Source organism: Nocardia sp. NPDC051911 (assembly GCF_040681035.1).
GTDB classification, from domain to species: domain Bacteria; phylum Actinomycetota; class Actinomycetes; order Mycobacteriales; family Mycobacteriaceae; genus Nocardia; species Nocardia sichangensis.
In genome coordinates, this window is the sequence record NZ_JBFAXY010000001.1 from 431,384 (window position 1) to 455,519 (window position 24,136).

General features: G+C 69.9%; 20 protein-coding genes. 11 read left to right on the forward strand and 9 right to left on the reverse strand.

Going from position 1 to position 24,136, the window contains the following annotated elements; translation table 11 throughout:
- Positions 1-107: 107 nt before the first annotated feature.
- The 3 genes from AB0L97_RS02230 to AB0L97_RS02240 all read right to left on the reverse strand — a co-directional run bounded on the left by AB0L97_RS02230 (position 108) and on the right by AB0L97_RS02240 (position 3,322).
- Positions 108-1,349: a DUF5685 family protein gene (locus AB0L97_RS02230; protein WP_364424763.1), complete on the reverse strand. Its 1,242-nt coding sequence runs from the start codon at positions 1,347-1,349 to the stop codon at positions 108-110.
- 110 nt (positions 1,350-1,459) lie between these two features.
- On the reverse strand, positions 1,460-2,059 hold the full coding sequence (locus tag AB0L97_RS02235; protein ID WP_040870930.1) for a TetR/AcrR family transcriptional regulator: 600 nt from the start codon (positions 2,057-2,059) through the stop codon (positions 1,460-1,462).
- Positions 2,060-2,158: 99 nt separating this feature from the next.
- A complete protein-coding gene (locus AB0L97_RS02240) occupies positions 2,159-3,322 on the reverse strand; it encodes a glycoside hydrolase family 3 N-terminal domain-containing protein (RefSeq protein ID WP_355071361.1) in 1,164 nt (387 codons plus the stop codon).
- Positions 3,323-3,496: 174 nt separating this feature from the next.
- Here AB0L97_RS02240 and AB0L97_RS02245 point away from each other — a divergent pair, with 174 nt between their 5' ends.
- The 5 genes from AB0L97_RS02245 to AB0L97_RS02265 all read left to right on the forward strand — a co-directional run bounded on the left by AB0L97_RS02245 (position 3,497) and on the right by AB0L97_RS02265 (position 10,433).
- Positions 3,497-3,970 carry a universal stress protein gene (locus AB0L97_RS02245; RefSeq protein ID WP_364424870.1) on the forward strand — a complete coding sequence of 158 codons (474 nt, stop codon included), beginning with the start codon at positions 3,497-3,499 and terminating at the stop codon, positions 3,968-3,970.
- A gap of 67 nt (positions 3,971-4,037) precedes the next feature.
- On the forward strand, positions 4,038-5,132 hold the full coding sequence (locus AB0L97_RS02250; protein WP_364424764.1) for an isochorismate synthase: 1,095 nt from the start codon (positions 4,038-4,040) through the stop codon (positions 5,130-5,132).
- 149 nt (positions 5,133-5,281) lie between these two features.
- Positions 5,282-5,452, forward strand: coding sequence for a DUF2613 domain-containing protein (locus tag AB0L97_RS02255; RefSeq protein ID WP_083880942.1), 171 nt, complete (start codon positions 5,282-5,284; stop codon positions 5,450-5,452).
- Positions 5,453-5,525: 73 nt separating this feature from the next.
- Positions 5,526-9,815 carry an alpha-(1->3)-arabinofuranosyltransferase gene (locus AB0L97_RS02260; RefSeq protein WP_364424871.1) on the forward strand — a complete coding sequence of 1,430 codons (4,290 nt, stop codon included), beginning with the start codon at positions 5,526-5,528 and terminating at the stop codon, positions 9,813-9,815.
- Positions 9,816-9,986: 171 nt separating this feature from the next.
- Positions 9,987-10,433, forward strand: coding sequence for a DinB family protein (locus AB0L97_RS02265; protein ID WP_364424872.1), 447 nt, complete (start codon positions 9,987-9,989; stop codon positions 10,431-10,433).
- Positions 10,434-10,470: 37 nt separating this feature from the next.
- On the opposite strand, the gene AB0L97_RS02270 is transcribed toward AB0L97_RS02265, so the two are convergent.
- Positions 10,471-11,655: an acyltransferase gene (locus tag AB0L97_RS02270; RefSeq protein WP_355071358.1), complete on the reverse strand. Its 1,185-nt coding sequence runs from the start codon at positions 11,653-11,655 to the stop codon at positions 10,471-10,473.
- 204 nt (positions 11,656-11,859) lie between these two features.
- Here AB0L97_RS02270 and AB0L97_RS02275 point away from each other — a divergent pair, with 204 nt between their 5' ends.
- Positions 11,860-13,020 carry a DUF3068 domain-containing protein gene (locus tag AB0L97_RS02275; protein ID WP_355071356.1) on the forward strand — a complete coding sequence of 387 codons (1,161 nt, stop codon included), beginning with the start codon at positions 11,860-11,862 and terminating at the stop codon, positions 13,018-13,020.
- Positions 13,021-13,083: 63 nt separating this feature from the next.
- Here the strand turns inward: AB0L97_RS02275 and AB0L97_RS02280 are convergent, their stop codons facing one another.
- The gene (locus AB0L97_RS02280) at positions 13,084-14,319 is read right to left on the reverse strand and encodes a polysaccharide biosynthesis protein (protein ID WP_355071355.1); all 1,236 of its coding nucleotides are present in this window, start codon (positions 14,317-14,319) and stop codon (positions 13,084-13,086) included.
- Positions 14,320-14,635: 316 nt separating this feature from the next.
- Here AB0L97_RS02280 and AB0L97_RS02285 point away from each other — a divergent pair, with 316 nt between their 5' ends.
- Positions 14,636-16,873 carry a hypothetical protein gene (locus AB0L97_RS02285; RefSeq protein WP_364424765.1) on the forward strand — a complete coding sequence of 746 codons (2,238 nt, stop codon included), beginning with the start codon at positions 14,636-14,638 and terminating at the stop codon, positions 16,871-16,873.
- A 9-nt stretch (positions 16,874-16,882) separates the two neighbouring features.
- Here AB0L97_RS02285 and AB0L97_RS02290 read toward each other — a convergent pair whose 3' ends face one another.
- On the reverse strand, positions 16,883-18,055 hold the full coding sequence (locus AB0L97_RS02290; RefSeq protein WP_364424766.1) for a glycosyltransferase family 4 protein: 1,173 nt from the start codon (positions 18,053-18,055) through the stop codon (positions 16,883-16,885).
- A 115-nt stretch (positions 18,056-18,170) separates the two neighbouring features.
- On the opposite strand from AB0L97_RS02290, the gene AB0L97_RS02295 reads away from it, so the two are divergent.
- Positions 18,171-18,956, forward strand: a complete 786-nt coding sequence (locus AB0L97_RS02295; RefSeq protein WP_355071349.1) for a class I SAM-dependent methyltransferase — start codon at positions 18,171-18,173, stop codon at positions 18,954-18,956.
- Here AB0L97_RS02295 and AB0L97_RS02300 read toward each other — a convergent pair.
- On the reverse strand, positions 18,953-19,264 hold the full coding sequence (locus tag AB0L97_RS02300; protein WP_355071348.1) for a hypothetical protein: 312 nt from the start codon (positions 19,262-19,264) through the stop codon (positions 18,953-18,955). The two genes, AB0L97_RS02295 and AB0L97_RS02300, sit on opposite strands and share 4 nt — an antisense overlap.
- A 209-nt stretch (positions 19,265-19,473) precedes the next feature.
- Between AB0L97_RS02300 and AB0L97_RS02305 the strand changes: the two genes are divergently transcribed.
- The gene (locus AB0L97_RS02305) at positions 19,474-20,919 is read left to right on the forward strand and encodes an aldehyde dehydrogenase (RefSeq protein WP_355071346.1); all 1,446 of its coding nucleotides are present in this window, start codon (positions 19,474-19,476) and stop codon (positions 20,917-20,919) included.
- Here the strand turns inward: AB0L97_RS02305 and AB0L97_RS02310 are convergent, their stop codons facing one another.
- Together AB0L97_RS02310 and AB0L97_RS02315 are read right to left on the reverse strand one after the other, a co-directional pair.
- A complete protein-coding gene (locus AB0L97_RS02310; protein ID WP_356962979.1) occupies positions 20,920-21,123 on the reverse strand; it encodes a hypothetical protein in 204 nt (67 codons plus the stop codon). It lies immediately after the preceding gene.
- A gap of 344 nt (positions 21,124-21,467) precedes the next feature.
- Complete coding sequence (locus AB0L97_RS02315; RefSeq protein ID WP_364424873.1) at positions 21,468-22,424, reverse strand: helix-turn-helix domain-containing protein; 957 nt, start codon at positions 22,422-22,424, stop codon at positions 21,468-21,470.
- A 103-nt stretch (positions 22,425-22,527) separates the two neighbouring features.
- Here AB0L97_RS02315 and AB0L97_RS02320 point away from each other — a divergent pair, with 103 nt between their 5' ends.
- Together AB0L97_RS02320 and AB0L97_RS02325 are read left to right on the forward strand one after the other, a co-directional pair.
- Positions 22,528-23,280 carry a phosphohydrolase gene (locus AB0L97_RS02320; RefSeq protein WP_356962981.1) on the forward strand — a complete coding sequence of 251 codons (753 nt, stop codon included), beginning with the start codon at positions 22,528-22,530 and terminating at the stop codon, positions 23,278-23,280.
- 39 nt (positions 23,281-23,319) lie between these two features.
- Positions 23,320-24,084, forward strand: coding sequence for a hypothetical protein (locus tag AB0L97_RS02325; protein ID WP_355071340.1), 765 nt, complete (start codon positions 23,320-23,322; stop codon positions 24,082-24,084).
- The last annotated feature ends 52 nt before the right edge of the window (positions 24,085-24,136 follow it).

Sequence of the window (24,136 nt, forward strand, 5' to 3'; positions counted from 1 at the left end):
CGAAGCCGCATCCCGATTCCCACGAATCAGGATGCGGCTTCGCGCTTTTCAGCGAGGTCGGCCGTGCCTCTCGCACGGGAGCGGCCGGCTCGCCGCTCCAGCACGGATCAGCAGTCGCAACCGCAGTCGCAGCAATTGCAATCCCCGCAATCGCAACAACTGCAATCACACCCGCCGCAATCTCCGCAATCTCCGCAGTCGCAGTTCTTGATCCACGCGTCCTTGCGTTCGCCCGTACACGGTTGCGTGTGGTCGGCGCAGCACGCGTAGCCGGTGCAGTAAGCGCCCAGGATGAGCGCGAGAGATTCACCGATGCCAGGGCGGCGGGTCGGCGGGCGGTGGCGGGTTCCGTGCGCGTGGGCGCGGATGTCGGCCCGTTCGGGCGACACCGAGCAAGTGTGGGCGGCGAACGCGCCGAGCCCGCCGCCGAGCCGCCGCAGCACCGCGGTCAGCGGGTCGAGCAGCATCCAGCGTACGGTGGGAACCCGGCTGAGTTCGGCCGCCGCGACGGCCGCGCGCAGGCGCGAATTCGACTGCCGCATCAGGTCGTAGGCCTCGGACAGGCTGGTTCCAGTAGCCGCGAGAGGGTTGAAGCGGTCGTGGGCGGCGTCATCGTCATAGTCGGTTACGGCGTCGGCTAGATGCGCGATCCGGCCGAACTGCCATCCCGCCTCCCGCAGCGCGTCGACGTTGTCCGTGCGGTCGGCCAAGACAGCTGTGTGGGCGAAGAACTCCGACGCGCACAGCTGAGTGGGTGCGGTCAACCGGTCGATCGGGTCGGCCGACGGCGACATCGCGGAACGCCAATGCGAGGAATGGGCAAGGGATTCCGGCGCGAAACCAGCCCCGCCCACGGCGACCAGCTCCTTCGCCTCCTGCTCCAAACGCGCCTGCGCGGCGAGCGCCGCGACGAGCGGTTCGACGTCCAGACCGATCCGGTCCGCGCCCGCGCGAGCCTCGCGGTGCCATCGCGTCGCGGCTTTCGCCAGCGGCCCGCGCGCGAGCGCGACCACCTCACCGTCGTCCACGTGATCGCGAATCTTGGCCGCAGCCAACAACAACGACGCGGTGGTGGCGAGCTGGACGCCGGGCGCGCCCGCGGCGACCACCGACGCGCGGCGCATTCCGCGCAGCGGGCACGGCGCCGCGGTGGTGCGTGCCGCCGGTCCGGACTGGGCCTCGGTGAGCATGCTCAGCACCAGCGCGTCCTTGTTGGTGGTGGCGCGGGCGAGCTGACCGTGCCCGTCGCGCAAGCCGAGACACAAACCGCACAGATGCGCCCGCCATTCGGCCGCATCGATTCCATACTTCTGAGCGCCGTGCGCACACGGCCTGAGCAACCCGAACAATTCCGCCCCGTTTCTCCCCGGCTCTTCGGACGAGCCGGTCCGCGCTGTGCGAACTCACGCACTTTGGCAGGGGGGCGGCGCGGAAGCAACCGATCCGGGCGATGGGCGGGCTACTCGGTTTTCTTCCGGCCGGCGAGACCGCGCCAGGCCAGATCGTCGAGCAGGTCGACGGCCTCGGCGACCTCGATCCGGCCGCTGGCCAGCCGGTCGGCGATGGCCTCGCCCGCGCCGATCACGGCGACCGCGACGACGTCGAAGTTCGTCCCCGGCTCGGCGTGCTTGGCGCTGGACTCCAGCAGTTTTGCAGTCAGCTCGATGACGCGTTCGCGCGCGTTCTCGATCTCCGAGGCGAACGCCTGCTGGCCGATGGCCTGCCGGTAGAGCACTTGCCAGGAGCGCCGGTTGCGGTCGACGAAGCCGAGGAAGCCCTCCAGCGCGGTGCGCACCTGCTCGTGCGGCGTGAGCAGCGGGTTGCCCGCGGGCGCGACGGATTCGATGAACCGCAGCCCCTCGCGCTGGATGCAGGCGCGGAACAGTTCGTCCTTGGAGCCGTAGTACAGATACAGCATCGGCTTCGAGATCTTCGCCTCGGCGGCGATCGCGTCCATCGACGTGTCGTGGAAGCCTTTACGCGAGAAGACCTCCACGGCGGCGTCGAGCATCTGCTGCTCGCGTACCGCCCGCGGAAGCCGCTTCGTACCGCCCGCCATCCACACTCCTACCACAGGTGAATCTCATATATTACTCCAAGGTAAGTTCCGGCGGTCCGATTTGCTCACCAGTCGCCCGACCCGACCGTGCGGCGCGCCTCAGCAGCGCGGCAACGCACCTTTGTACGCGGCCAACCGCAACACCGAAGCATCCACCTGGGCCATCGGCAGTCGCCCACTCGAAACCGCCTGCTCCAGCCGGTCGAGCACCTGGGGCACCGCGTCGGTGGTGATCCACAAGGCGCTGTCCGCGCCGGCGACCAATGCGGCCTCGACGGCGTCCTCGATCGACATCCGGCTGGTGATCGCGGCCATGCCACCGAGATCGTCGGTGAAGATCGGTCCCTGGAACGGCGCGGCTCCGTAGCCGGTGCCCTCGCGCAGCAAACGCATCGCTTCCGGGCTGATGCTGGCCGGGACGTTGGGTGTGGTCAATCCGGGCACGTCGAGGTGACCGACCATGACGGCCGCGCCCGAGCCGATCAGGTTGCGGAACGGCACCAGGTCCGTGTTCTGCATCTGGTCCAGCGGCGGGGTGCGCACCGCGCCTGTGTGCGAGTCGCCCGAACCGGATCCATGACCGGGGAAGTGCTTCATCACCGTGCCGACGCCGACCTCGCGCATGGCGCGGATGTAGGCGTCCGCGTAGCGGGTGACCACGTCCGGGTCGTCGGAGAAGGAGCGGTCGCCGATGACGGAGTCGTCCGGCTGGGAACTGACGTCGACGTCGGGAGCGAAATCCACCGTCACACCGAGATTCTTCAGCGCGCGACCCCTGGTCAGCGTCGCACTATAAAACTCATCGGGGCTCATGGTCTGCGCCGTCTGCCGCGCCGAGGGCGCCGCGCCGATCAGGTCGCGCACCCGCGAGACCCGGCCGCCCTCCTCATCGATGGTCACTATCAGCGGCACCTTGGCAGCCTGCTTCACCTGCTCGATCTGGCCGGAGGCGAGCAGCGCCTGGTCGGTCCAGCCGCCCACGAAGATGCCGCCGATCTGCTCGTTTCGCACCACGTTCGTGGCGTCGGCCGCACCGGTGACGCCGACCGTCAGCAACTGGGCGAGCTTCTGGCGGGTGGTGAACTGCGCGAGGTATCCCGCGTTGCAGTCCGGCGGCGCCGAGCTGGTGACGGGGACCGCGGCGGTGGTCGCGTCGGTGGTGGTGGTTGTGCTCGATGGGGCCGACTCGGTGGAGCCACCGTTCGAGCAGGCGGTCGCGACCGCGGCGAGTACGGCGAGGACGAGCAGAGGCGTCTTCCGCATAGAGGTCAACCGTACTCGCCGCGACGTGCGCGACCGCAGTCGCTACGTCCCTACCGAGCAGGCAACTCGGGTGCGGCCGCGAACCCGCAGGTAGACCCCCGAAAACAAGCGCTCGACGCGGGCCTCCAGGGGTAATCTCGAGGTGTCGCCGTGCGTCCTTTCCAGGAGGTCATCGTGCCCTGCGATCTGATGCTCATCGCCTACGACGGCTCCGAGAACGCCAAGCGCGCTGTCGAATACGCCGGGCGATTCCTCACCGCCGACCGGGCCATCGTGCTCACCGCCTGGGAGCCCATGGTGCGGCAAGCGGCTCGCCTGTCCGGGCTGTCGGGAGTGATGCAACCGGAATGGGTGCCGGACGACGAGATCGAGGACATCGCCTACGTCGACGCGCGCGCCATCAACGCCGAGGGCGTGCGGCTGGCCGAACTGGTGGGTCTCAACGCCGAGGCGCGCACCGCCGAATGCGCCACCACCATCTGGAACGCCATCGTCGACTGCGCCGACGAACTGGACGTCGACATCATCGTGGCAGGCACCCGTGGCGCCACCGGCATCCGCGCGCTGCTGCACAGCAGCGTCGCGGACGCCGTCCTCAAGCATTGTCACCGCCCGGTCCTGCTCGTCCCGCCCGGCAAGAACTCGTGATCGCACTCGCGTGAGATATGGATCGCTCCACCGCTGTGGGGCGCGGCGACGGGGTTACGTTGGGGGCATGGATGGGTTCCTGCTTGCCCGGGCCGACGGGGTTGTTCGTGGTCACGGGACCCGGGTCTGCTTCGACGACGCGCGACGAGCGCGGGCGGCGCTGCTGGACGGCAGTGCGCGGCTGGTCGTCGGCGCGCTGCCCTTCGATCCACGGGAGCCTGCCGCGCTGAGCGTGCCGGAGCGCGCCGTGCACACCGCTGGTCCATGGCGGCCCGCCGCGTTGCCCGAGCTGCCGCCGGTGCGCGTGGTGACCGAGGTCCCGAGCCCGGCCGAACATGTGGCGCGGGTGACCAAGTTGGTCGAGCAGCTCAACGATCCCGCACAACCGCTGCGCAAGGTGGTCGCGGCGCGGTCGGTGCTGGCCGAGGCGCAGTCCGCGCTCGACCCGGAAGTCGTCGCGGGACACCTGCTGACCCGGCATCCGCACGCGAACGTCTTCGCGGTCGATCTCACCCCCGCCGGACGCCCCGGTGCGACGCTGGTCGGCGCGACGCCCGAAGTGCTGATCGCCCGGCAGGGCGACACGGTGACGCTGCGCCCACTGGCGGGCACCGCGCCACGGCGAGCCGATCCGGAAGCCGACGCCGCTCAGGCCGGGGAACTGCTGGCGAGCACCAAGAATCGGGACGAGCACGCCTTCGTGATCGACTGGATCCGCGAGCGGCTCGCGCCGGTCTGCGCCGAGCTGTCGATTCCGGAGAACCCGGAACTGATCAGCACCCATGAGGTGTGGCATCTGGCGACACCCGTCACCGGGCGGCTGCGCGACAGCACGATCACGGCATTGGACCTGGCGCTGCTGCTGCACCCAACACCCGCGGTCTGCGGCACCCCCACCGACCTGGCGCTGGACACCATCACGCACCTCGAGGACGACCGCGGCTTCTACGGCGGCGCCGTCGGCTGGTGCGACGCCGACGGCGACGGCGTCTGGGTGGTCGCGATCCGCTGCGCGGAACTCTCGGCCGACGGTCGCGCGGTGCGGGCGTACGCGGGCGGCGGCATCGTCGCGGCCTCCGACCCGCAGGCGGAACTCGACGAGACCACCGCGAAACTGCGCACCCTGCTCGGCGCGCTGCACTGCGCTCTCCCCGCCCGCTGACGCGGCCGCTTTCCGGGCAGTCCGTCGGGCGCTCCAGCGTCGGCCGGGGCGCGTTCAGCGGAGATTCGGCGGCCTGAACGCATACAAATACCGGACGCCCTGCTAGGTTGGCCGGGAACGTGCCTGCATCGACGTATTGGAGTACCGCGATGAAGTTTGCTGTCCCGGGTGTTGCGAGTGCCGTCGCGGGCGCCGTGCTGGGCGTGCTCAGCGTCTTCCTCATCACCATGGCGGTCCAGCAGAACTCGCGGCCGGAGATCGATCGCAGCGGCGACAAGGACTCCTCGCTGCTGAACAACGTTGAGTACGGCAGCCGCTGACCCGCTGACCTCCGCTTCACCCGCCGACTCGCTCGGATCGTCCGCGGCGCCGGGGCAGCACAGCACCGCGCCGCTGGGCAGACGTTGGTTCGCCGCGACCGTCGTCGTGGCGTTCCTGCTGACCTTCGTGCAGGCGCCCGGACTAACGGTCGCCGACACGAAATACGACCTGGCGCAGAATCCGCTCGGCTTCCTGGAACGCGCGAGCCATCTGTGGAGCAGCCAGGCGCCGATGGGTCAGGTGCAGAACCAGGCCTATGGCTACTTCTTCCCGCACGGCGCGTTCTTCTCGCTCGGCCATCTGCTGGGCGTGCCCGCCTGGGTGACGCAGCGGATCTGGTGGGCGCTGCTGCTGCTCGCCGGATTCTGGGGGATCGTGCGCCTGTGCGAGGCGCTCGGCATCGGCACGCGCGGCTCACGCGTCGTCGCCGCGCTCGCCTTCGCGTTGTCGCCGCGAGTGCTGACCACCGTCGGGTCGATCTCCTCGGAGACGCTGCCGATGATGCTGGCGCCGTGGGTGCTGCTCGCGCCCGCCGCGCTCGGCGTCGCCGGGCGCGAGCGGCGGCGGGGCGGGGCCGAGTCCGCCGCGGGCAGTGCGCTGGCGCTGGCTCTGATGGGCTCGGTCAACGCGGTCGCGACCGTGGCCGCCTTTTTGCCTGCGCTGCTGTGGTGGGCGGCTGCTTCGCCTGTGACCGGCCGTGGACGGACTGCGTCCGACGGCGCCCGAGCGGGCTTCTCTCGCTACAACCAGCGTTGGTGGCGCTTCACCGCCGCCTGGATCCCGCTGCTGGTGCTGGCCACCTTCTGGTGGGCGGTGCCGTTGCTGCTGCTCGGCAAGGTGAGTCCGCCGTTCCTGGACTACATCGAGTCCTCGGGCGTGACCACGCAGTGGGCCTCGCTCGGCGAGGTGCTGCGCGGCACCGACAGCTGGACGCCGTTCGTCTCGCCGGAACGCATCGCGGGCGCGGTGCTGGTCACCCAGCCCGCGGCGGTGCTGGCCACCGGGCTGGTCGCGGCGGCGGGCATGGCGGGGCTGGCCCTGCGGTCCATGCCGTATCGCGGCAGGCTCGTCCTGATCCTGTGTGTCGGGCTGGTCGGCATCACCGCCGGGTTCGTCGGTGAACTGAGCGGACCGTTCGCGGAGTCGGTGCGCGTCTTCCTGGACTCCGGCGGCGCCCCGCTGCGCAACGTGCACAAGCTGGAGCCGTTGATCCGCATCCCGCTCGTGCTGGGGCTGGCGCAGCTGCTCGCCCGGGTTCCGCTGCCCGCCTCGGTACCGCTGAAGTCTTGGCGGAGCGCTTTCGCGCACCCGGAGCGGGACCGCGCGGTCGCGATCGCGGCGCTGATCCTCACCGCGCTGGCCCTGTCCACCTCGCTGGCCTGGACCGGCAAACTCGCCCCGCGCGGCGCCTACGACCGGGTACCCGCGTACTGGCAGCAGACCGCGGACTGGCTCGAGCACAACGCCGCCGATACGCGCGCCCTGGTGGTGCCCGGCGCGCCCTTCGGCAGTCAGGTCTGGGGACTCACGCGCGACGAACCACTGCAAGCGCTGGCCCGAACGCCGTGGGCGATCCGCGACGCGGTGCCGCTGAACCCGCCCGGCACCATCCGCGCGATGGATTCGGTGCAGCGGCTCATCGCCGACGGCAGGCCATCGGCCGGACTGGCCGCGACGCTGAGCGCCCAAGGGATCGGCGTCGTCGTCCTGCGCAACGACCTCGATCCGGAGACCTCCCGCTCGACCCGGCCGATGCTGGCCCATCAGGCGCTCGACGGGTCGCCCGGGCTGCACAAGGTGGCCGAGTTCGGCAACCCCATCGAATCGGTGGTGATCGCCGACGACCTGGTGGCCGACGGTGACCTGCGCCCGCCGTACCCGGCGATCGAGATCTACCGGGTGGACGCGCCGGGCCACGGGACACCCGCGGAAGTGCGTAGCGGCACCGGCGCGCCCGAGGCTTTCCCCGGCGCGTACACCGTCCCGCTCGGAGATGTCCCGGTCATCCAGGGCGGCCCCGAAGTGCTCGAGCGGATGCGCCGCGATCCCGGCCTCGCCCGGACACCCGCCTTGCTCGCCGCCGACGCGACCGAGGCCGGGTTGCCGCTCGGCCCGGTGACGGTCACGGATACGCCGATGGATCGCGAAGCCGATTTCGGCCGGGTGGACAACCACAACTCCGCGTTGCGCGCACCCGACGACGCGCGCCGCACCTTCAACCTGGTCCCCGACTATCCGGTGCCAGGCACCGAATTGGTGCGCGGCGAGTGGTCGGGCGCCACTGTCACCGCGTCGAGCTCGGCCGCCGACGCCACCCAGCTCGGCGGCGCGGCCCCGGGAAGTTCCACCGCGGCCGTCGTCGACGGCGATCCGTCCACCGCATGGATCAGCAACGGCACCGAGCACGCCCTCGGCCAATGGCTCCGGCTCGATCTCGACCACCCGATCAAGGCCGGGCAACTGAACCTGACCACCAGTTCGGCCGCCATCGGCGACCCGGTCAAATGGATCGAGGTGCGCACCGCGAACGGCACCGTTTCGGTGCGGGTGCCCGAACCCGGTGCGCCGGTCTCGGTTTCGCTCCCCGCAGGCCGCACCGAGTGGCTGAAGATCACCGCGATTCGCACCGAGAACGGTTCCTCGGGAGGGCAATTCGGGATCAGCGAACTCACGCTGGACGATTACTCGACGCGCAACGCGCCCGTCCGCGTCGACATCAGGCATCGCACCGTGGTGCCGTCGGCTCCCGCGGGCGCACCGGTGCGGGGATGGGATCTCGGTCAGGAATTCCCCGGCCGCAGTGCCTGTTTCGACGCGCCCGACCGGGTGCGTTGCAGTAAAGGTCTCGCCTTGGCCCCGGAGGAACCGGGGGCGTTTCAGCGCACGCTGACCGTCCCGGAACCGATGTCGGTCGCCCCGGAACTGACCGTCCGAACCCGGCAAGGTCCGGCACTGGAGGCGCTGCTCACCGACCACGCCAGGCCGGTGGCCCGGGGCAAGGCCGACGTCGGCGACCTGCGCGGGGCCGCATTCGCCGCGACCGACGGCGATCCGCGCACGAGCTGGACCGCACCGGAGGACTCGGTCCGCGAGCCGACCGCAGGCAGGCCGACGCTCACCCTCGAGTTGCCCGAGCCCACGCTGGTGACCGGCCTCGAACTGACTCCCTCGCTCGGCGGTCTGCCCGCCGCGCCCACCTCGGTGACGGTCAACCTCGGCGACGGCCCGCAGGTGCGCGAGCTGGACGACGACGGCCGGGGCGCGCCGACGCGGATCTCCCTGCATCCCACGGTGACCGACCGCATCGAGTTGAGCATGCGGACCTGGCAGCCGGTGCTGGACAAGACCGCGCTGGGTTTCGTCCAGACCCAGCCGCCCGGACTGGCCGAGGTGACGGTCATCGGACCGGACTACCCGGAGGCCGCCGCGCTGGACCGCGAGATCACCGTGCCGTGCGCACTCGGCCCGACGATCGACGCGGGCGGCCGGACGCTGCGCACCACGGTCACCGCCACCGTCGGCGAATTGCGGTCCGGTGCGCCGGTTCCAGCCCGGGTGTGTACGGACGAAGCGGACACACCGGAGCTCGCGTTGCCGCAAGGCCGGGCCGACGTGGCAGTCGGTCCGACCGACCTCTTCTTCGTGGATCGCCTGCGCCTGAACCGAACCGGGGCGGAAGCCGCCGCCGCACCGCCGACGAACGCGGGTGACCGCCTGCTCGTGCTGCCGCTGAGCACCAATGTCGGATGGCGCGCGACCAGCGCGGACGGGCGCGTGCTCGAACCCGTGGTGGTCGATGGCTGGCAGCAAGCCTGGCTGCTGCCTGCCGATGCCACCGGCCCGGTGACGCTCACCTTCCCGGTCGACCGGTGGTATCGCCTCGCCATCTTCGGCGGATTGCTGCTGCTCCTTCCGCTCGCGGTGCTGGCCGTTCCCCGCCGCGCGCGGCCTGCCGCGGGTATGCCTACCGACCAGGCGAATTCGAGCACCGAAGTGCCCGGCACCTGGGGCCGTCGCTGGATGGGCGCGATCGGGCTCACCGGCGCGGCCACCGTGATCGCAGGTCCGGTGGGTGGTGCCGCCACGGTGATCGCCTTGGCCGCAACGCGTTTCACGCGATTTGTCACACCGCGCGCGCTCGTCGTCGTCGCGGGCATGGGCACCATGCTGTCCGCTGCCGCGCTGTCCACGGGCCCGTGGCGTTCGCCCGACCGTTATATGGGCGGCTCCGTGCTGGTGCAGCTGCCCGCGGTGCTCGCGATCATCGCGGTGGGCATCGCGGCGCTGCCTCGGCCGAAACACGCCGATCGGCCCGGCGCGATCCGGCCGGACGAAACCGATCCGCCGACCGGAGAGCACTGACCCGCGGCCCGCGCGCCGGCCGGCGACCTCGGCCCGCGCGAACGCGCGGCGGCGCCGCTGGACAAGACGCCCATTCGCCGTGCGCCGCAACGGCACCCGTTGCTAACGTGACCACGCGTGAACACCTGTGCCGAATGCGGTTTCGTCTACGACTTGGCTTCGGCGGCCGACGTGCCGTCGCTGGCGCGGGAGCACGCCGTGGAATACGCCGACCTGCTCGGCGCCGACAGCGTCAAGTTGCGCGATCGCGGCAAGCCCGATGTGTGGTCGCCGCTGGAGTACGCCTGTCACGTCCGGGATGTGCTGCTGGCCCAGCGCGAACGCGTGCTGGCCGCTCGCCGTTCGGACAACCCGCCCATCACCGCGATGGGCCGGGACGAACGAGTCGAGCACGACGGCTACGCCCAGCAGAACCCCGCCGACGTGGCCCGCCAGATCCGTGACGCCGCCCTGCTGTTCGCCAACGTGCTGGAGCGACTCGGCGACGACGATTGGGAACGCACCCTCGGCTTCCCCTACCCCGAACCCGCGGATCGCTCCCTGCGCTGGCTGGCGGTGCACACCCTGCACGAGCTGCGCCACCACCTGATGGACATCCACCGGCAACTCGACGGCTGACTTCGAGCGGGACCCGCCGATCAGCGGGACCCGCCGATCAGGGCGCGGGCTCGGGTTCGGAGCTCCGTCGCACCCGGTCCCGGCGGCGAGCCCAGCGCCGCACCGGCTCCTCCACCAGCGCATAGCTGGCCGCGGCGACCGGAAGGGTGATGGCGACCGTGAGAACAAGGACGTAACCGAAGTCGCCCTGGAAGGGCAGGATGCCGAACACCGGGAAGACGATCGACAGCACCGCGAGGTGCCAGATGAAGATGCCGTAGGACCAGCGTCCGAGCGTCGCGGCCACCGGCGACTCCAGCCAGCGATGCCCGCGCGCGTCCGGGTCCCGCAGCACCAGCGGCGCGAGCAGCGCGAAGCCGATGATCGCGCCCAGCCCCATCTTCACCGCGTACTGCCATGGTTCGGCCCGGGTCAGACCCGCCGGACCGGCCAGATCGGTAGCCGCGAGCAGGAAGGCCACCGCCGCGACGGCCCACATCAGGGGCTGATTCCCGCCGAATTTCCACCAGCGTGATAGCCGAACGCTATGTTCGGCGAGCTCCGCGAGGAGCATGCCCGCGGCGAACCAGGGCAGATATCCGGGCAGCCAGTTGTCCGCGTGGATCGCGTCGGGTGTCGGGACCGGAATGAAATTCCAGCCGAGACTGATGAGGGCGACGGCGACCAGCACCGGCACCCGCCACCGCGCCGCCGGTCCGCGCAGGCGCACCAGCGCGAACGCCAGCAACGGCAGCACCAGATAGAAGGCCACCTCCACCGAGAGGCTCCACATCTGCGTGAGGCCGTCGGTGAGCGTCAGCGGCACGAATACCTGCAACAGCGCCAGGTTCGACACCCAGACCCGAAGGCCCGCGGTTCCGGCGGCGCTTGGCAGCAGCACCAGGACCGCGCACACCACCACCCAGTACGCGGGCAGGATGCGGGCGGCACGATGCCGCAGGTAGTAGCCCACGGGCGGAGCGGTGTCGAGTCCGCGCGCCGCCGCCGCGTGCGGACGCCAGAGCAGGAAGCCGGACAGTGCGAAGAACACCGCCACCGCCATGTCGAACCGGCCCCACACCCGTCCGACGACCGGCGTGCCCGCTGCGCCGGTCTGGAAGGCGACATGGGTCAGCAGCACACCGAGCGCGGCCATACCGCGCATGCCTTCCAAGGCAGGCACGAACGCGCGGGGGCGCACCCGTTCGGTCGCGGGCGCGGTGCTGGGCAGGGTTGCGGTCATCGGGCTCCAGTCTGCCTCGGCAGGTCCACAGTTGATAACCCGACGTTTCAGATTTCGCGCTAGACTCGGGCGATTTCTCGGCCGTTTCCGGCCTCGACGCCGCATGGTACGACATCGGACTGTTAGTGTCGGGGCTCACGAGTGCCGCGGCGTGCCCGCAGTACTCGCCGGAGCGACCTGTGTTCTACGACGAGGAGAGTTTGCATGGCACTGAGTGCCGGTACCAGAAGGACGGTGGCCTGCCTGCTCGTGGGTCTCGGCGCGTTGCTGATCGTCGCCGCAATCATGATCCCGACCTACACCGTCGACAAACTGGCGAAAACTCCCCTCGACTTGGAGATCACCACTATCGCGACGAACCAGCAGAATGAGGACAGCCTGGTACTCGACTCCAAGTCGCTGACCGCTCCGGAAGGCTCGGCGAAGGTCGACACCAACGTCCCGCTGGTCTCGCAGCGCTTCCTCACCGTCGAGGACCCGGCCGACGCCCACCAGATGACGGTGCAGGCGGGCCAGACGCTGCGGCGCATCGACAAGCAGGGCGACACCGGCCTGCTCACCGCGACCGTCGACCGGGTGACCATCGACCGGGTGACCGGTGAGCCCGTCAGCACCCAGCCGAACGGTTCGATCGCGGTGACCGCGAACCTGGAGGGCCAGAGCATCGCGGAGCCGGTGCAGCACACCGGTCTGCAGTACCGATTCCCGATCGGCACCGAGAAGAAGACCTACCCGTACTTCGATCTCAACGTTCGCAAGACCTTCGACGCGAACTTCATCGAAGAGACCGAGATCAACAACACGAAGGTCTACCACTTCCAGATGTCGGTGCCCGCCACCAGCCTCTGGGACGTCGTGCAGGCGCCGACCAACCGGCTGAGCCTGCCCGCCGCCAAGTGGGGCGTCGAGGGCGGCGATGCCCCGGTGACCATGACCCGCTACTACACCAACACCCGTGACCTGTGGGTGGAGCCGCAGACCGGCACGGTCGTCAAGGGCGGCGAGGCGCTGCACCTCTACTACTCGCGCACCGCGGACAAGCCGGAGGTCACCGCGCTGAAGTCGCACCTGGTGTTCGACGAGAACACGATCGAGTCGCAGCTCTCGGTGGCCAAGGAGAACATCGACAAGCTGTCGCTGTACGGCCGGATCCTGCCGATCATCCTGGGCGTCCTCGGTGTGATCGCGCTGATCGTCGGTGTGGTTCTCGGCATTCGCGGCGGCTCGGCTCCGACGCCCGCGCGGGCGGGCGGGGCCCCGTTCCAGCGTCCGGGCGGTTCGGCTCCGACCAGCCCGGCCCCGCGCGTCAACCGCGGCGCCGACGACGCGCCGACCGAACAGATTCGGATCGATAAGCAGCCCTGACCGGCTGAGCGTTCCTGAATTCGGCTCCCCCGCCCTCCGGCGGGGGAGCCGAATTCGTTTCGGTCAGCCGACCGGGCGCAGCGGTTCGGGGCGCGCCGTGTGGTCGGCCGCGCGCAGGACCATGACGGCGACCACGACGGTGGTGGTGGCCGCGACCGATACCGCCGTGGTGATCAGCGCCGGAATCGAGCGGGCCAGCGACAGCATCAGGGTGACTTCGACAACCAGGCCCAGCCAGGTGACCAGTGCGAGGGAAGTGCGGTCGACGGCGATGGCCGAGAGCACCGCGCCTTGCAGCACGGCCAGCAGCGCGCCGTGCAACGCGAACAACCACAGCAGGCCCTGGATCGGGGCGTAGTCCTCACCCGCGAGCAGCGGGGCGAGCGGCGCGGCCAGCGCGGCCCCGAGCACGGCGACGAGACCGATGCCGCTGAGCACCGCCAGCGCGGCCCGGATCGCGCTCGCCGAGTGCGTCGGCTGCGCCATTCGCGGATAGAGCACGACACCGACCGCCTGCGGCAGCCAGAAGGCGATCTTCGTGGCGATGGTGCCGAGGGCGTAACGGCTGGCGTCCACATCGTCGAGCACGATCCGGACCACGATCAGGTCCGCCGACGAGAGAGCCATCATCGCCGCCTGCACTTGGGCGGCCCGCAGGACCGGCAGCACTCCGGGCGCGGAGACCTCGCCGGGTTCGTTTCGGGCGCGCTCGGACGGCGCACCTGCGACGATCCTGGCCAGCACTGCCGCCGTCGCGATGCCGCATGCGGCGGCCCACAGCGCGATCGTCGCGCCGCCGCCCAGCGCGAGGATTATCAGCGCGGGCGCGACCCGGGCGACCCCGGCGGCGCCGAGCACGACTCCCAGCGCTCGAAACCGCTTGCTGCCCTGCAGCACGCCCTGCTCGCCGGACAACAGCACCAGCGCGGGCGCCGCGCCAAGTGCCGCCGCGGTGGCGGCCACTCCGGCATGCAACGTGACGGCGACCAGCGGCACCAGCACCGCGGCCACCAGGGCGACGATCACCGCGCAGCGCCACTGCAGCCCGCGCAGCGCCGCCGTTCCCGCGCCGCGAACGAGTTCCCTGGCCACCACGTTCTGCAACGCCAGCGCGGGCACCGCGCACAGCAGCTGGACGGCGAGCAGACTCGCGAACTCGCTGTACCCGGTGACGCCCAGCCACCGCCCGGCCAGCAGTTGCAGCAGATACCCGGCGACGTTCGCGGTCATCGCACCGGCCGTCACCCACGTCAGATCCGCCACCACAGGAAACCGACGGACAGCAGACACGCCGCCCATCGTCCCACTCGCACGGACCACCGCCCGTCGCGCCCCGCCGGACCATGGGACAGGCAATGCGCTCGCCGGCGTCCCGACAGTTTTCGGCCTCGACAGACTCGCGACCACACAGCACCCACCCTGGTCCTCGTCATCCTCGCGGCAGCACATCACCCCAGATCAGACGGTGCGCCCGCCAGCTGATACCGGAGTACGGCCGGCTGCGACGGCGCTGGTACACAGCACCCCCGCGGTCCCCCCGGATTCAGCCGTGACATTTCCGCGCCGACGCCGCTGGATCGGCGGCGGTGGTGGCCGGGACGTACAGTGCTCAGGCGTGAGCGGGAGCAGTCGGACTCGAGCGGTGGTCGCGGCATACAGCGCGGCCGGTGCGCTGCTCGTCGCGGGGCCGTTGCTCGCGCCGGGGTATCTGTTGTTGCGGGACGCGGTGAGCACGCCGCGCAACTATCCGACCGACGCGGCGCTCGGCCTCGGCGACGCCGCGCCACGGGCGGTGCCACAGGACGCTCTGCTCGCGGCGCTGACGTCGTTCGCGGACGGCGGGCTGGTGGTCAAGGCGATTCTGCTCGTCGCACTGTGGGCCGCGGCGTACGGAGCGGCGACGCTCGCGCGTGAATTGCTGCGCGCGTCGCTCGGCCCGCAACTGGTCGCCGCGACGGTCGCGTTGTGGAATCCGTACGTGGCCGAGCGGCTGCTCCAGGGACACTGGAGCCTGCTCGCGGGCTATGCGGCGTTGCCGTGGACAGCGCTGGCCGCTTACCGCCTTCGAGGTACGGCCACTGCGAAGCGACGCCGACGGATCCCTTCGAACACACCCGCCTCGGCCGACACCACCGAGTCCACCCCGCACGGCGATCCGCTGGGCACCCCGGACACAATCGATCACCCCAGCGAAGCGCCTGCTGACATCACCGGTAACGGCCCGCGTTCCGAAACAGCTGTCCCAGGGGAAGCGCCGGCGACTACGCACCACGTGTCCGATCGTGCGAGCGGAGTCGCACCGACCGAGGGCCGTGAGCACACCGGGTCGACCGGCCGAGCCGAACCACCACTGGCTACGCGTCACCCACCCGGACACCCCAGCGGGGTAGCGGCAGCCGAGCCCCACTGGCAACCAGCCGCGCCCGGCTCCTCCCATCGTTCCGACGACACCGCTCCGGCCGATTCAGCCGAACATCCGCGCAACTCCGTACCAACCGGCACGGCGGGCGAAGGCGGGCCGAATCGGCTCAGCGTCACAGCGGCGCCGCGCGCGACCGTCCGAACGGCATCCACCTGGGCGGCCCTGGCCGGATCGCTCGCAGCGGCCGGACTCACTCCGACCGGAGCGCTGCTGGCGGGCGTGACCGCTTTCGCCCTGGTCCATCGACGTCAACTCGCCGCGACGTTCGTCCTCTGGCTGGCCGCCTCCGCGCCATGGCTGGCCGCGACCGCGCTGTCCGGCGCGGGCGCGGAGCCATCCGATCCCGCGGGTATCGCGGCCTTCGCCGCGCGGGCCGAACCCGGTCTGGGCACGCTCGGGAGCCTGGCCGGTCTCGGCGGGATCTGGAACGCCGAGGCGGTACCGGACTCGCGCACCACACCGCTGGCGGCGATCGGCACGCTGGTACTGCTGGCGATAGTCGTGCTGGGCGTGCGCTCCGTCGCCACCGGCGGCCCCGATCCCGACAACCGCCACGTCCGCCGGGCATTGCTGCTGCTCGCCGTGATCGCGATCCTATTCCCCGCGCTCGGCGCGACCACGTGGGGCATGCACGCACTGGAATGGCTGGTCGCCCACGTTCCCGGCGCGGGTCTGCTGCGCGACACCCAGAAGTACGCGGCCTTGGCCATGCCCGCTTTCGCGTTGTGCGCGGCGGCGGGGTGCGTGGTGACGGCTCGGCGTCTTTCCCGCGCGGACGCGACGACCGCCCGGCCCGCGACGGCGTCTCCGGCCACGACGGCAACGGTCACAGCGGTATTCGTGGCGCTTATGGTGTTGCCGCTCTACGACCTCGCCTGGGGCGTCGGTGGAGCCGTCCGGCCCGTGCACTATCCCGCCGGCTGGCAGCAGGTCGCCGCAAGGATGGACGGTCCGGGCGACGTCGCGGTGCTGCCGGGCGGAATGTTCCGCAAGTTCCGCTACAGCGGCGCGGCTCCCGTGCTCGACCCCGCCCCGCGCATGCTGCCCAACGACGTCTTGCAGACGGGCGAACTCCCGGTGCGCGGACGCACCGTCTCCGGTGAAGGCGCCCGCGCACGAGAAGTGGAGAACCTGCTGCTCCACGGCGGCGCGCCCGCGGACCTCGCCCGCCTCGGCGTTGGCTGGATCCTCGTCGAACGGACCACCCCTGGACCGGTCGGCGCATCGGCGTCGACTCTCGCCCAGGTCGAACAGGTCTACGAGGACGCGGACCTGGCGCTGTATCGCGTGCCCGGTGTCGTCGAGCGCGGTACCTCGACGACCACACAACGCTCCGTCGCCGCCACGGCCCACCTGCTCTGGGTCGCGGTGCTCGTCGCAGGCACACTGACCGCTCTCGGCGCACGATTCCGCTCGCGATCACGGAACTGACGCACGATTTCAGTCCGCTGTCCGCGGCGCGATCAACCCGCTCGTGTGCTCGCCGCGGGCGGCCGCCGCCAATACTTCGTAGACTCCGTTTCCGGTTTGCTCCCAAGAGAATTCGCGCGCGCGGGCGCGGGCCTTCTCCCCCATGACCGTGCGCGCGCCGGGATCGTCCAGCAGGTCGCCGACGGCGTCGGCCAACTGGGCGACGTCGTCGACCAGGATTCCGGTGGCGCCGTCCACGATGGAATCGGTGAGCCCGCGCGAGCTGCGATAGCCGACCGTCGGAACACCGTGCTGTGCCGCCTCGATCACCGCGAGCCCCCACCCCTCCTTCCGGGAAGGCAGCACATGCACCCAGGCGCGCGCGAGGAGTTCGTGCTTGCGGCGCTCGTCCACGTGCCCATGGAAGGTGACGGCGTCGGCGATACCGAGTTCGCGGGCGTTGTCCCGCAAGTTGTCCGCCCACCAGCCGCCGCCGATCACGTCGAGGCGCAGACCTGGGATGCGGTCGCGCAGCCGGGCCACGGCCGCGAGCGCGTCCTCGATCTGCTTGTGCGGCACCAGCCGGGACAGCACCACGACAGTTGGTGTGGGAGTGCGGGTTTCCGCGGCGCCGGTGGGTGCGTCCACTGGAACAGGTTCGGCCCCGTTGCGAACCACCGCGATTCGGGAGCGGTCCACACCGAGGGTGGCCAGTTCTTCCGCCGACGGCAGGGAAACGGTCAGATATTGATTGCGGCGGTGTACGCGGGGCGACAGCCACGACTCGATCCACCAGCCGACGCGGCCGACCAGCCGGCCCGCGACCGGCCACTGCTCCCGGTGACCGTGGTGCACCAGCACCACCGACGGGGCCGCGGTGACGGCGGTGGCGAAGAACGGTATGCCGTTCTGGGTGTCGATCACCGCGTCCGGCCGCACGCCGCGCAACGGGCCGAGACCGATCCTGCCCAGCAGGAGCGCGGCCAGCGCTCGCGGGTACACCGTGTAGCGTCCGCCCGCCCTGCTGATGGTGATGCCGTCGACGTGTTCGCGCCGCGGCGCCCCCGGATAGCGGGCGGTACGGAGGGTGACTCGAACCCCGCGTGCCGCGAGCTGCGCGCCGACCTGCTCGAGGTACCGCTCGCTGCCGCCGCCCTGTGGGTGCCCGGTGTCGCGCCAGCAGAGCAGGAGGACTTCGCGCACGGTGGAGCTTCTCTCGGTCAGTAGGTCCCGGTGGGAATGTCGGACGTCGCGCTACACCCTATCCCGAGCACCCGCCCGAGCAGGCCGGCATCCGGGTTGTGCGAGACTCGGCGCCGTGCTCAAAGCCGCGAAGACGCCGACACGCAGGAGTTCGCCTCGGTTCGCCCGCCGGGCGACCCTGCGCCGGTCGCTGCGACTGCTCGGCAGTTTCCGGTTCGAGCAGACCGACCCGGCCCTGTTCTACGGAGGTCTGGCCGCCGACAGCGCGGCGCTGATCGCCGACTTCTACGCCGATCTCACCGGCCGGTCGCTGGACGGGGCGACGATACTCGACGTCGGCGGCGGTCCGGGCTACTTCGCGGACGAGTTCGCCCGTACGGGGGCTCGCTACATTCCGGTGGAGCCCGATCCGACGGAGATGCACGCCGCGGGCCTTTCCGTGGCGGGCGCGGTCCGCGGGTCCGGGATGGCGCTGCCGTTCCGCGACGACGCGATCGACATCTGTTTCTCGTCGAACGTCGCCGAACATGTCTCGAAGCCGTGGGTGATGGCCGACGAGATGGTGCGGGTGACCAGGCCGGGCGGGCTGATGGTGCTCTCCTACACGGTGTGGCACGGCCCGTTCGGCGGCCACGAGACCGGGCCGTGGCACTACCTCGGTGGCGAGTACGCCGCCCGGCGGTATCGGCGCAAGCACGGGCGCGAACCCAAGAACAGGTTCGGCACGTCGCTGTTCGCGGTGCGGGCCGCTGACGGATTGCGCTGGGCGGCACGTACTCCGGCGGAGGTGCACACGGTCTTCCCGCGCTACCACCCCCGCTGGGCGTGGTGGTTGATCCGGGTGCCGATGGTGCGTGAGTTACTTGTGAGCAATCTGGTCGTGGTGGCAACCAAAAGTTAGCCGAAGTACGGCTCCAGCCATCCGCGGCGCCAGTGCCGCTTCCCACAGGGAGCGTGCACGGGCTCGCTCCACGGCGATTCGCGCATCGCCAACCCGACGGTCTCGAGCGTGGTGAGCCCGACCAGGTCGGCCAGCATCCCTACGGCGGCGACCGCCTCCGCGGCCTGCATAGCCGCCGTCGCCTGCTCGATTGTCAGGGTGCGTCCGGGTAGGAACGAGACCACCCACCCGCCGCTGCCGACACTCTTAGCCTGATGCTCGGTTTGATCACTGGTCATCAGCGACCGGCCGATCACTTGCACCGCCATGACTCGGACTCCCCAGTTTGCGGTAACGATTCGGTAATGGAGCGAGCTGATATGTCGATACAGCATCCCCCTTCCAGCAACAGAACGCAATAGTGCGTTCTGCGAAAAGCGAACCGAGAGGTCGGGATTCAGACTGGCCAGGGCGCCGCCGGGCCGTAAAACTGGAACAGGTTACAGACAATGCGGAGGCAAAACTGTAACGTGTTCTCATGCACTACGACAGCTTGTTCATCGGCGGCCGCTGGACCGCGCCAGCCACCGCCGAGCGCATCCAGGTCATCTCGCCGGCCACGGTCGAGCCGGTGGGCAGCGTCCCCGCGGTGAGCCGGGCGGATGTCGACGCCGCGGTCGCCGCGGCCAGGCACGCCTTCGATCACGGACCGTGGCCCGCCACGCCCCCGAAGGAGCGAGCCGAGGTACTCACCCGCGCCGCCCGGCTGATCGAACAGCGTTCCGCCGATCTGCTCGCCGCGCTGACCGCCGAGGTCGGCGCGCCGCAAATGATCGCGATGACGCTGAACCAGCTGCCCGCGGTCGCCGCACTGGACGCCTACGCGGCCCTGGCGGAGTCCTTCCCGTGGTCGGAGACCCGGGTGGGCGGGTTCGGCACCACTCGGGTCACCCGCGAGCCGCGCGGTGTCGTCGCGGCGGTGACCGCGTGGAACGTCCCTCTGTTCCTCGCGGTCAACAAGCTCGCGCCCGCCCTGCTGGCCGGTTGCACCATCGTGCTCAAGCCCGCCCCGCTGACTCCGCTCACGGCGAACCTGGTCGCCGACATCTTCACCGAGGCGGGCCTGCCCGAAGGCGTGCTCTCGGTGCTGCCCGCCGAGCCCGACGCGGCCGAGTACCTCGTCTCACACCCCGGCGTGGACAAGGTGACCTTCACCGGAAGCACCGCGGTCGGCCGCAAGATCGGCGCCATCGCCACCGGTCAGCTCAAGAGCGTCTCGCTCGAACTCGGCGGCAAGTCGGCGGCGATCCTGCTGCCCGACATGGACGTCGCGGCCAATATCCCGGTGCTCGCGTTCTCCGGCCTGATGAACAGCGGGCAGGGCTGTGTCGCGCAGACCCGCATCCTCGCCCCGCGCAGCCGGTACGACGAGATTCTCGACGCGCTGGTCGAACACGTGAAGACGATGAAGGTGGGCGACCCGAACGACCCGAGCGTGCAGCTGGGTCCGCTGATCTCCGAACGCCAGCGCGATCGGGTCGAGGGCTACATCGCCAAGGGCAAGGCCGAGGGAGCGCGACTCGTGCTCGGCGGCGGTCGCCCGGAGGGGCTGGACCGGGGCTGGTTCGTCGAGCCGACGATCTTCGCCGACGTGGACAACAAGTCGACCATCGCCCAAGAGGAGATCTTCGGACCGGTGCTTTCGGTCATCCCGTACGAGACCGAGGACGAGGCCGTGGCCATCGCCAACGACTCGGTCTACGGTCTCGCGGGCTCGGTGTGGACGACCGATATCGAACACGGCGCCGAGATCGCGGCGCGGGTGCGCACCGGCACCTACGCGATCAATTGGTACGCGTTCGATCCGAGTTCGCCGTTCGGCGGTTACAAAGCCTCCGGACTCGGCCGCGAGAACGGCCCGGAGGGTCTCGATTCGTTCTGCGAGCAGAAGTCGCTGCTCATGCCGCTCGGCTGGACCGGCTGATCACTCCGGTGGCATGACCACACGCAGCAGCGGAGCACGGTTGCCGTAACGCCGGGGTGGTGCGTCGACGATCTCGACGCGCCACCCGGGCGGCAGCACCGCGCGCAGCCGTCCCGCGGCCCGGCGCAGCGGGGTACTCACGGTCTCGAACTCGAATTCGGCCACCATCGGGGCAACCGACATCGTCATCTCCGGATCGGCCATGCTCCATCCACCTCTCGCGTCGATCTCGCCGTGCGCCGCGGCATCGCGGGTCCGATATCGGTAGGGAAGTCGTTCAGTCGATCAGTTAACCGCCAGTAATCCGACTGGGTGATGCGGAAGGAAGAACACGCCAAGCATAGGTTACGAATACACGAAATCTCTCGACAAGATCATTACCCCCTTTCCCATCCGGCTAAACCGATCGGTCCGTGGGAATTTCGCGAACTAGAGTGTGACGCGGGACACCGATCCGACCGCCCGACTCCAGAGCGCCGAGGTCGGCACAACCGAATCATCTCCCCCGCAAGGTCATTCGCCGTACCAGGCACTTCACCCCGGTGCGTTCACCGGCCCAGCGACCGGCGATACGCGGCCGGTGTCGCGCCCGTCGCCGCACGCAGGTGCGCCCGGAGCGCGGTGACGCTGCCGAACCCGGCCTTTACCGCGACGACTTCCACTGGCAAACGCGTGGTTTCCAGAAGCTCGCGCGCCCGTGCGGTGCGCTGGGCATCCAGCCACCGCCGCGGCGTGGTGCCGACTTGCGCCTTGAAACGACGGATGAAGGTCCGCTCGCTCATCAGCGCGTGCGCGGCCAGCGCCGAAACGTCCACCGCCGCAGCTGGTTCCGCCACCGCCCAGGCCATCGTCGCGGCGAGACCGCCATCGGTACGCGCGGCGGGTGCGTCCGGAATGTATTGCGCCTGACCGCCTTCCCGGTGCGGCGCGGTGACGTTCCACCTGGCCAGCTCCGCCGCCGCGTGCGCGCCCAGCTCGCGGCGGACGATGTGCAGGCACAGATCGAGACCCGCCGACAGCCCGGCCGACGTCAGCACGTCGCCGTCATCGACGTAGAGGGCCGTCGGGTCCAAACGCACCGCCGGATACAGTTCGGCGAACTCGTCGCAATAGGCCCAGTGCGTAGTCACGCGTCGTCCGTCCAGCACCCCGGCCTCGGCCAGGACGAACGCGCCGACGCAGATGCTCACCATGGTCGCGCCCCGCGCGGCCGCGCCGCGTAATGCGACGAGCGCCTCCCGTGGGGTGGGCAGGGTCGGGATACCGATGCCGGGCACGACGACGACATCGGCTTCCGCCAACGCCTCCAGCCCGTGCTCCACGCGCAATTCGAAGCCGTTGGGTGTCCACACCGGACCGGGACGCACCCCACAGGTCCGCATCTCGAACCCGGACGGCTCGCCGGTCTTGCCCGGCCCGTGCCGGAACGCCTGAACAGCACAGGCCAGGTCGAAGGCCATCACCCCGTCCAGCGCGAGCGCCACGACTTGCTTCATCGTCCCCAGTTTGGCACGAATCCGAGCAATACTGTCATTTCCGCCACTCGCCGCGGATCCGGACACACGCTTGACTTCAGTGCACACCGAGTTCCGACCAGAAGGAGGAATCGTGGCCGCACCGACGGGCCTCGACTGGGCATGGGCCACCCGCACCGGGGGCGCTCTGTCGAAAGAGCAACGCCGCGCGTTGGCCGTCGCGACCGCACGCACGCTGCCCGCCATGGCGCCCAACCGGCTCCGGCTGGCACTGGGCAGGCGGGGACGCGGGCGGCTGGAGTTCGCCGGCCTGCGGTTACCCGACTCCCAGCTCGCCGTCGCGGCGGAGACCGAGGCGCGGGAGTCGCTGTCGCCGCACGTGCTGAACCATTCGCTGCGGACCTACTACTTCGGACGGGTCCTGGCGGATCTCGACGGCGCCGCCTACGACGACGAGCTCGTCTACGTCTCCTGTCTACTGCACGACCTGCAACTCGAACATCCCACGCCCGGACGGTGTTTCGCCGTGGTCGGCGGCGAACGGGCGGCCGCCGTCGCACTGGGCGCGGGCGCGCCGCCGGAACGGGCCGAAGCGATCGGCGCGGCCATCGCCGCCCACATCACGCCCGGGGTCGCCGACGATCTCGGCGACCCCGGCGGCTTCGTCTCCGCAGGAGCCTCGGTGGACGTACTCGGGACGCGACTGGCGGAACTGGACCGCGAGTGGGTCGCCGAACTGCTGCGGCGGCACCCGCGACTGGAGTTCGCACGGCATGTCGTCGCCGCCTTCCGAGCGGAAGCGAAGGCGATGCCGAAAGGCCGGATTCATTGGCTCAACAGGGCGGGTTTCCTGGCCATGATCCGGATGTCACCGTTCGCCGAATAACCAAGCCGCCCCGTCAGACCGATCGGTATGCTCAACGTTATGAACGGTGTCACCGGCATCGCAAGCGCACGGCACAAGCTTGCTCGCGCGGGACACCACATCAATGACCTCGAACGCATGATCTCGGAATACCAGAACGCGAACCAGGTCGAAGTCCGAGTCGACCTTTCCCCGAGCCTGGAATACGAGAACGAGATCGATTGCCAGGTGGCCGCGGTGAGCGTATCCGAGGTGCCCGACGAGTGGGGACTGATCACCGGTGACGCGCTCACCAACTCGAGGGCCGCCCTCGACCACGCCGTCTACCCGCACGCGGAGCATTTCCCGATCTTGCTGAGCAGCACGGACAGCAGGGGTGAGGAGATATGCGTTCAGGAGATATTCGACGCCACGACCACAGCCATAATTCTCCGCCATCAGCCATATAACGATCCGCAGCCGACACATCACCCACTCGGGCTTCTCCGCGAACTCGTCGACCGTGACGCGCACCGCCGAGTGCTCGTCACCAACTCCTTCAGGACCGAGCTTATTTTCGCACCATCGGATGACTACGAAGTCGTGGATATTCCAGGACTGGCAGTCCACGAACTCGTGCCGGGAGCTGTTTTCAAACATTTCCGTTTGAAGCTTCGCCCTGGGTTCACACAATCTCAGCTCACATACAACAACCGACTCGTGGCGACTGTCGTAGTCAATGTTCCGGATACCGATGACGATGTGCCGCTCGTCGCCTGCATGAGATCGATTCACACACGAGTGTCGGAAATTTTGGATCAGCTCGAAGCCCTCGGGATTCTATAACCGACACGGTGTCGCCGTTTCCGGCAGCCATGATCCGCGATCTCCGCGCGGT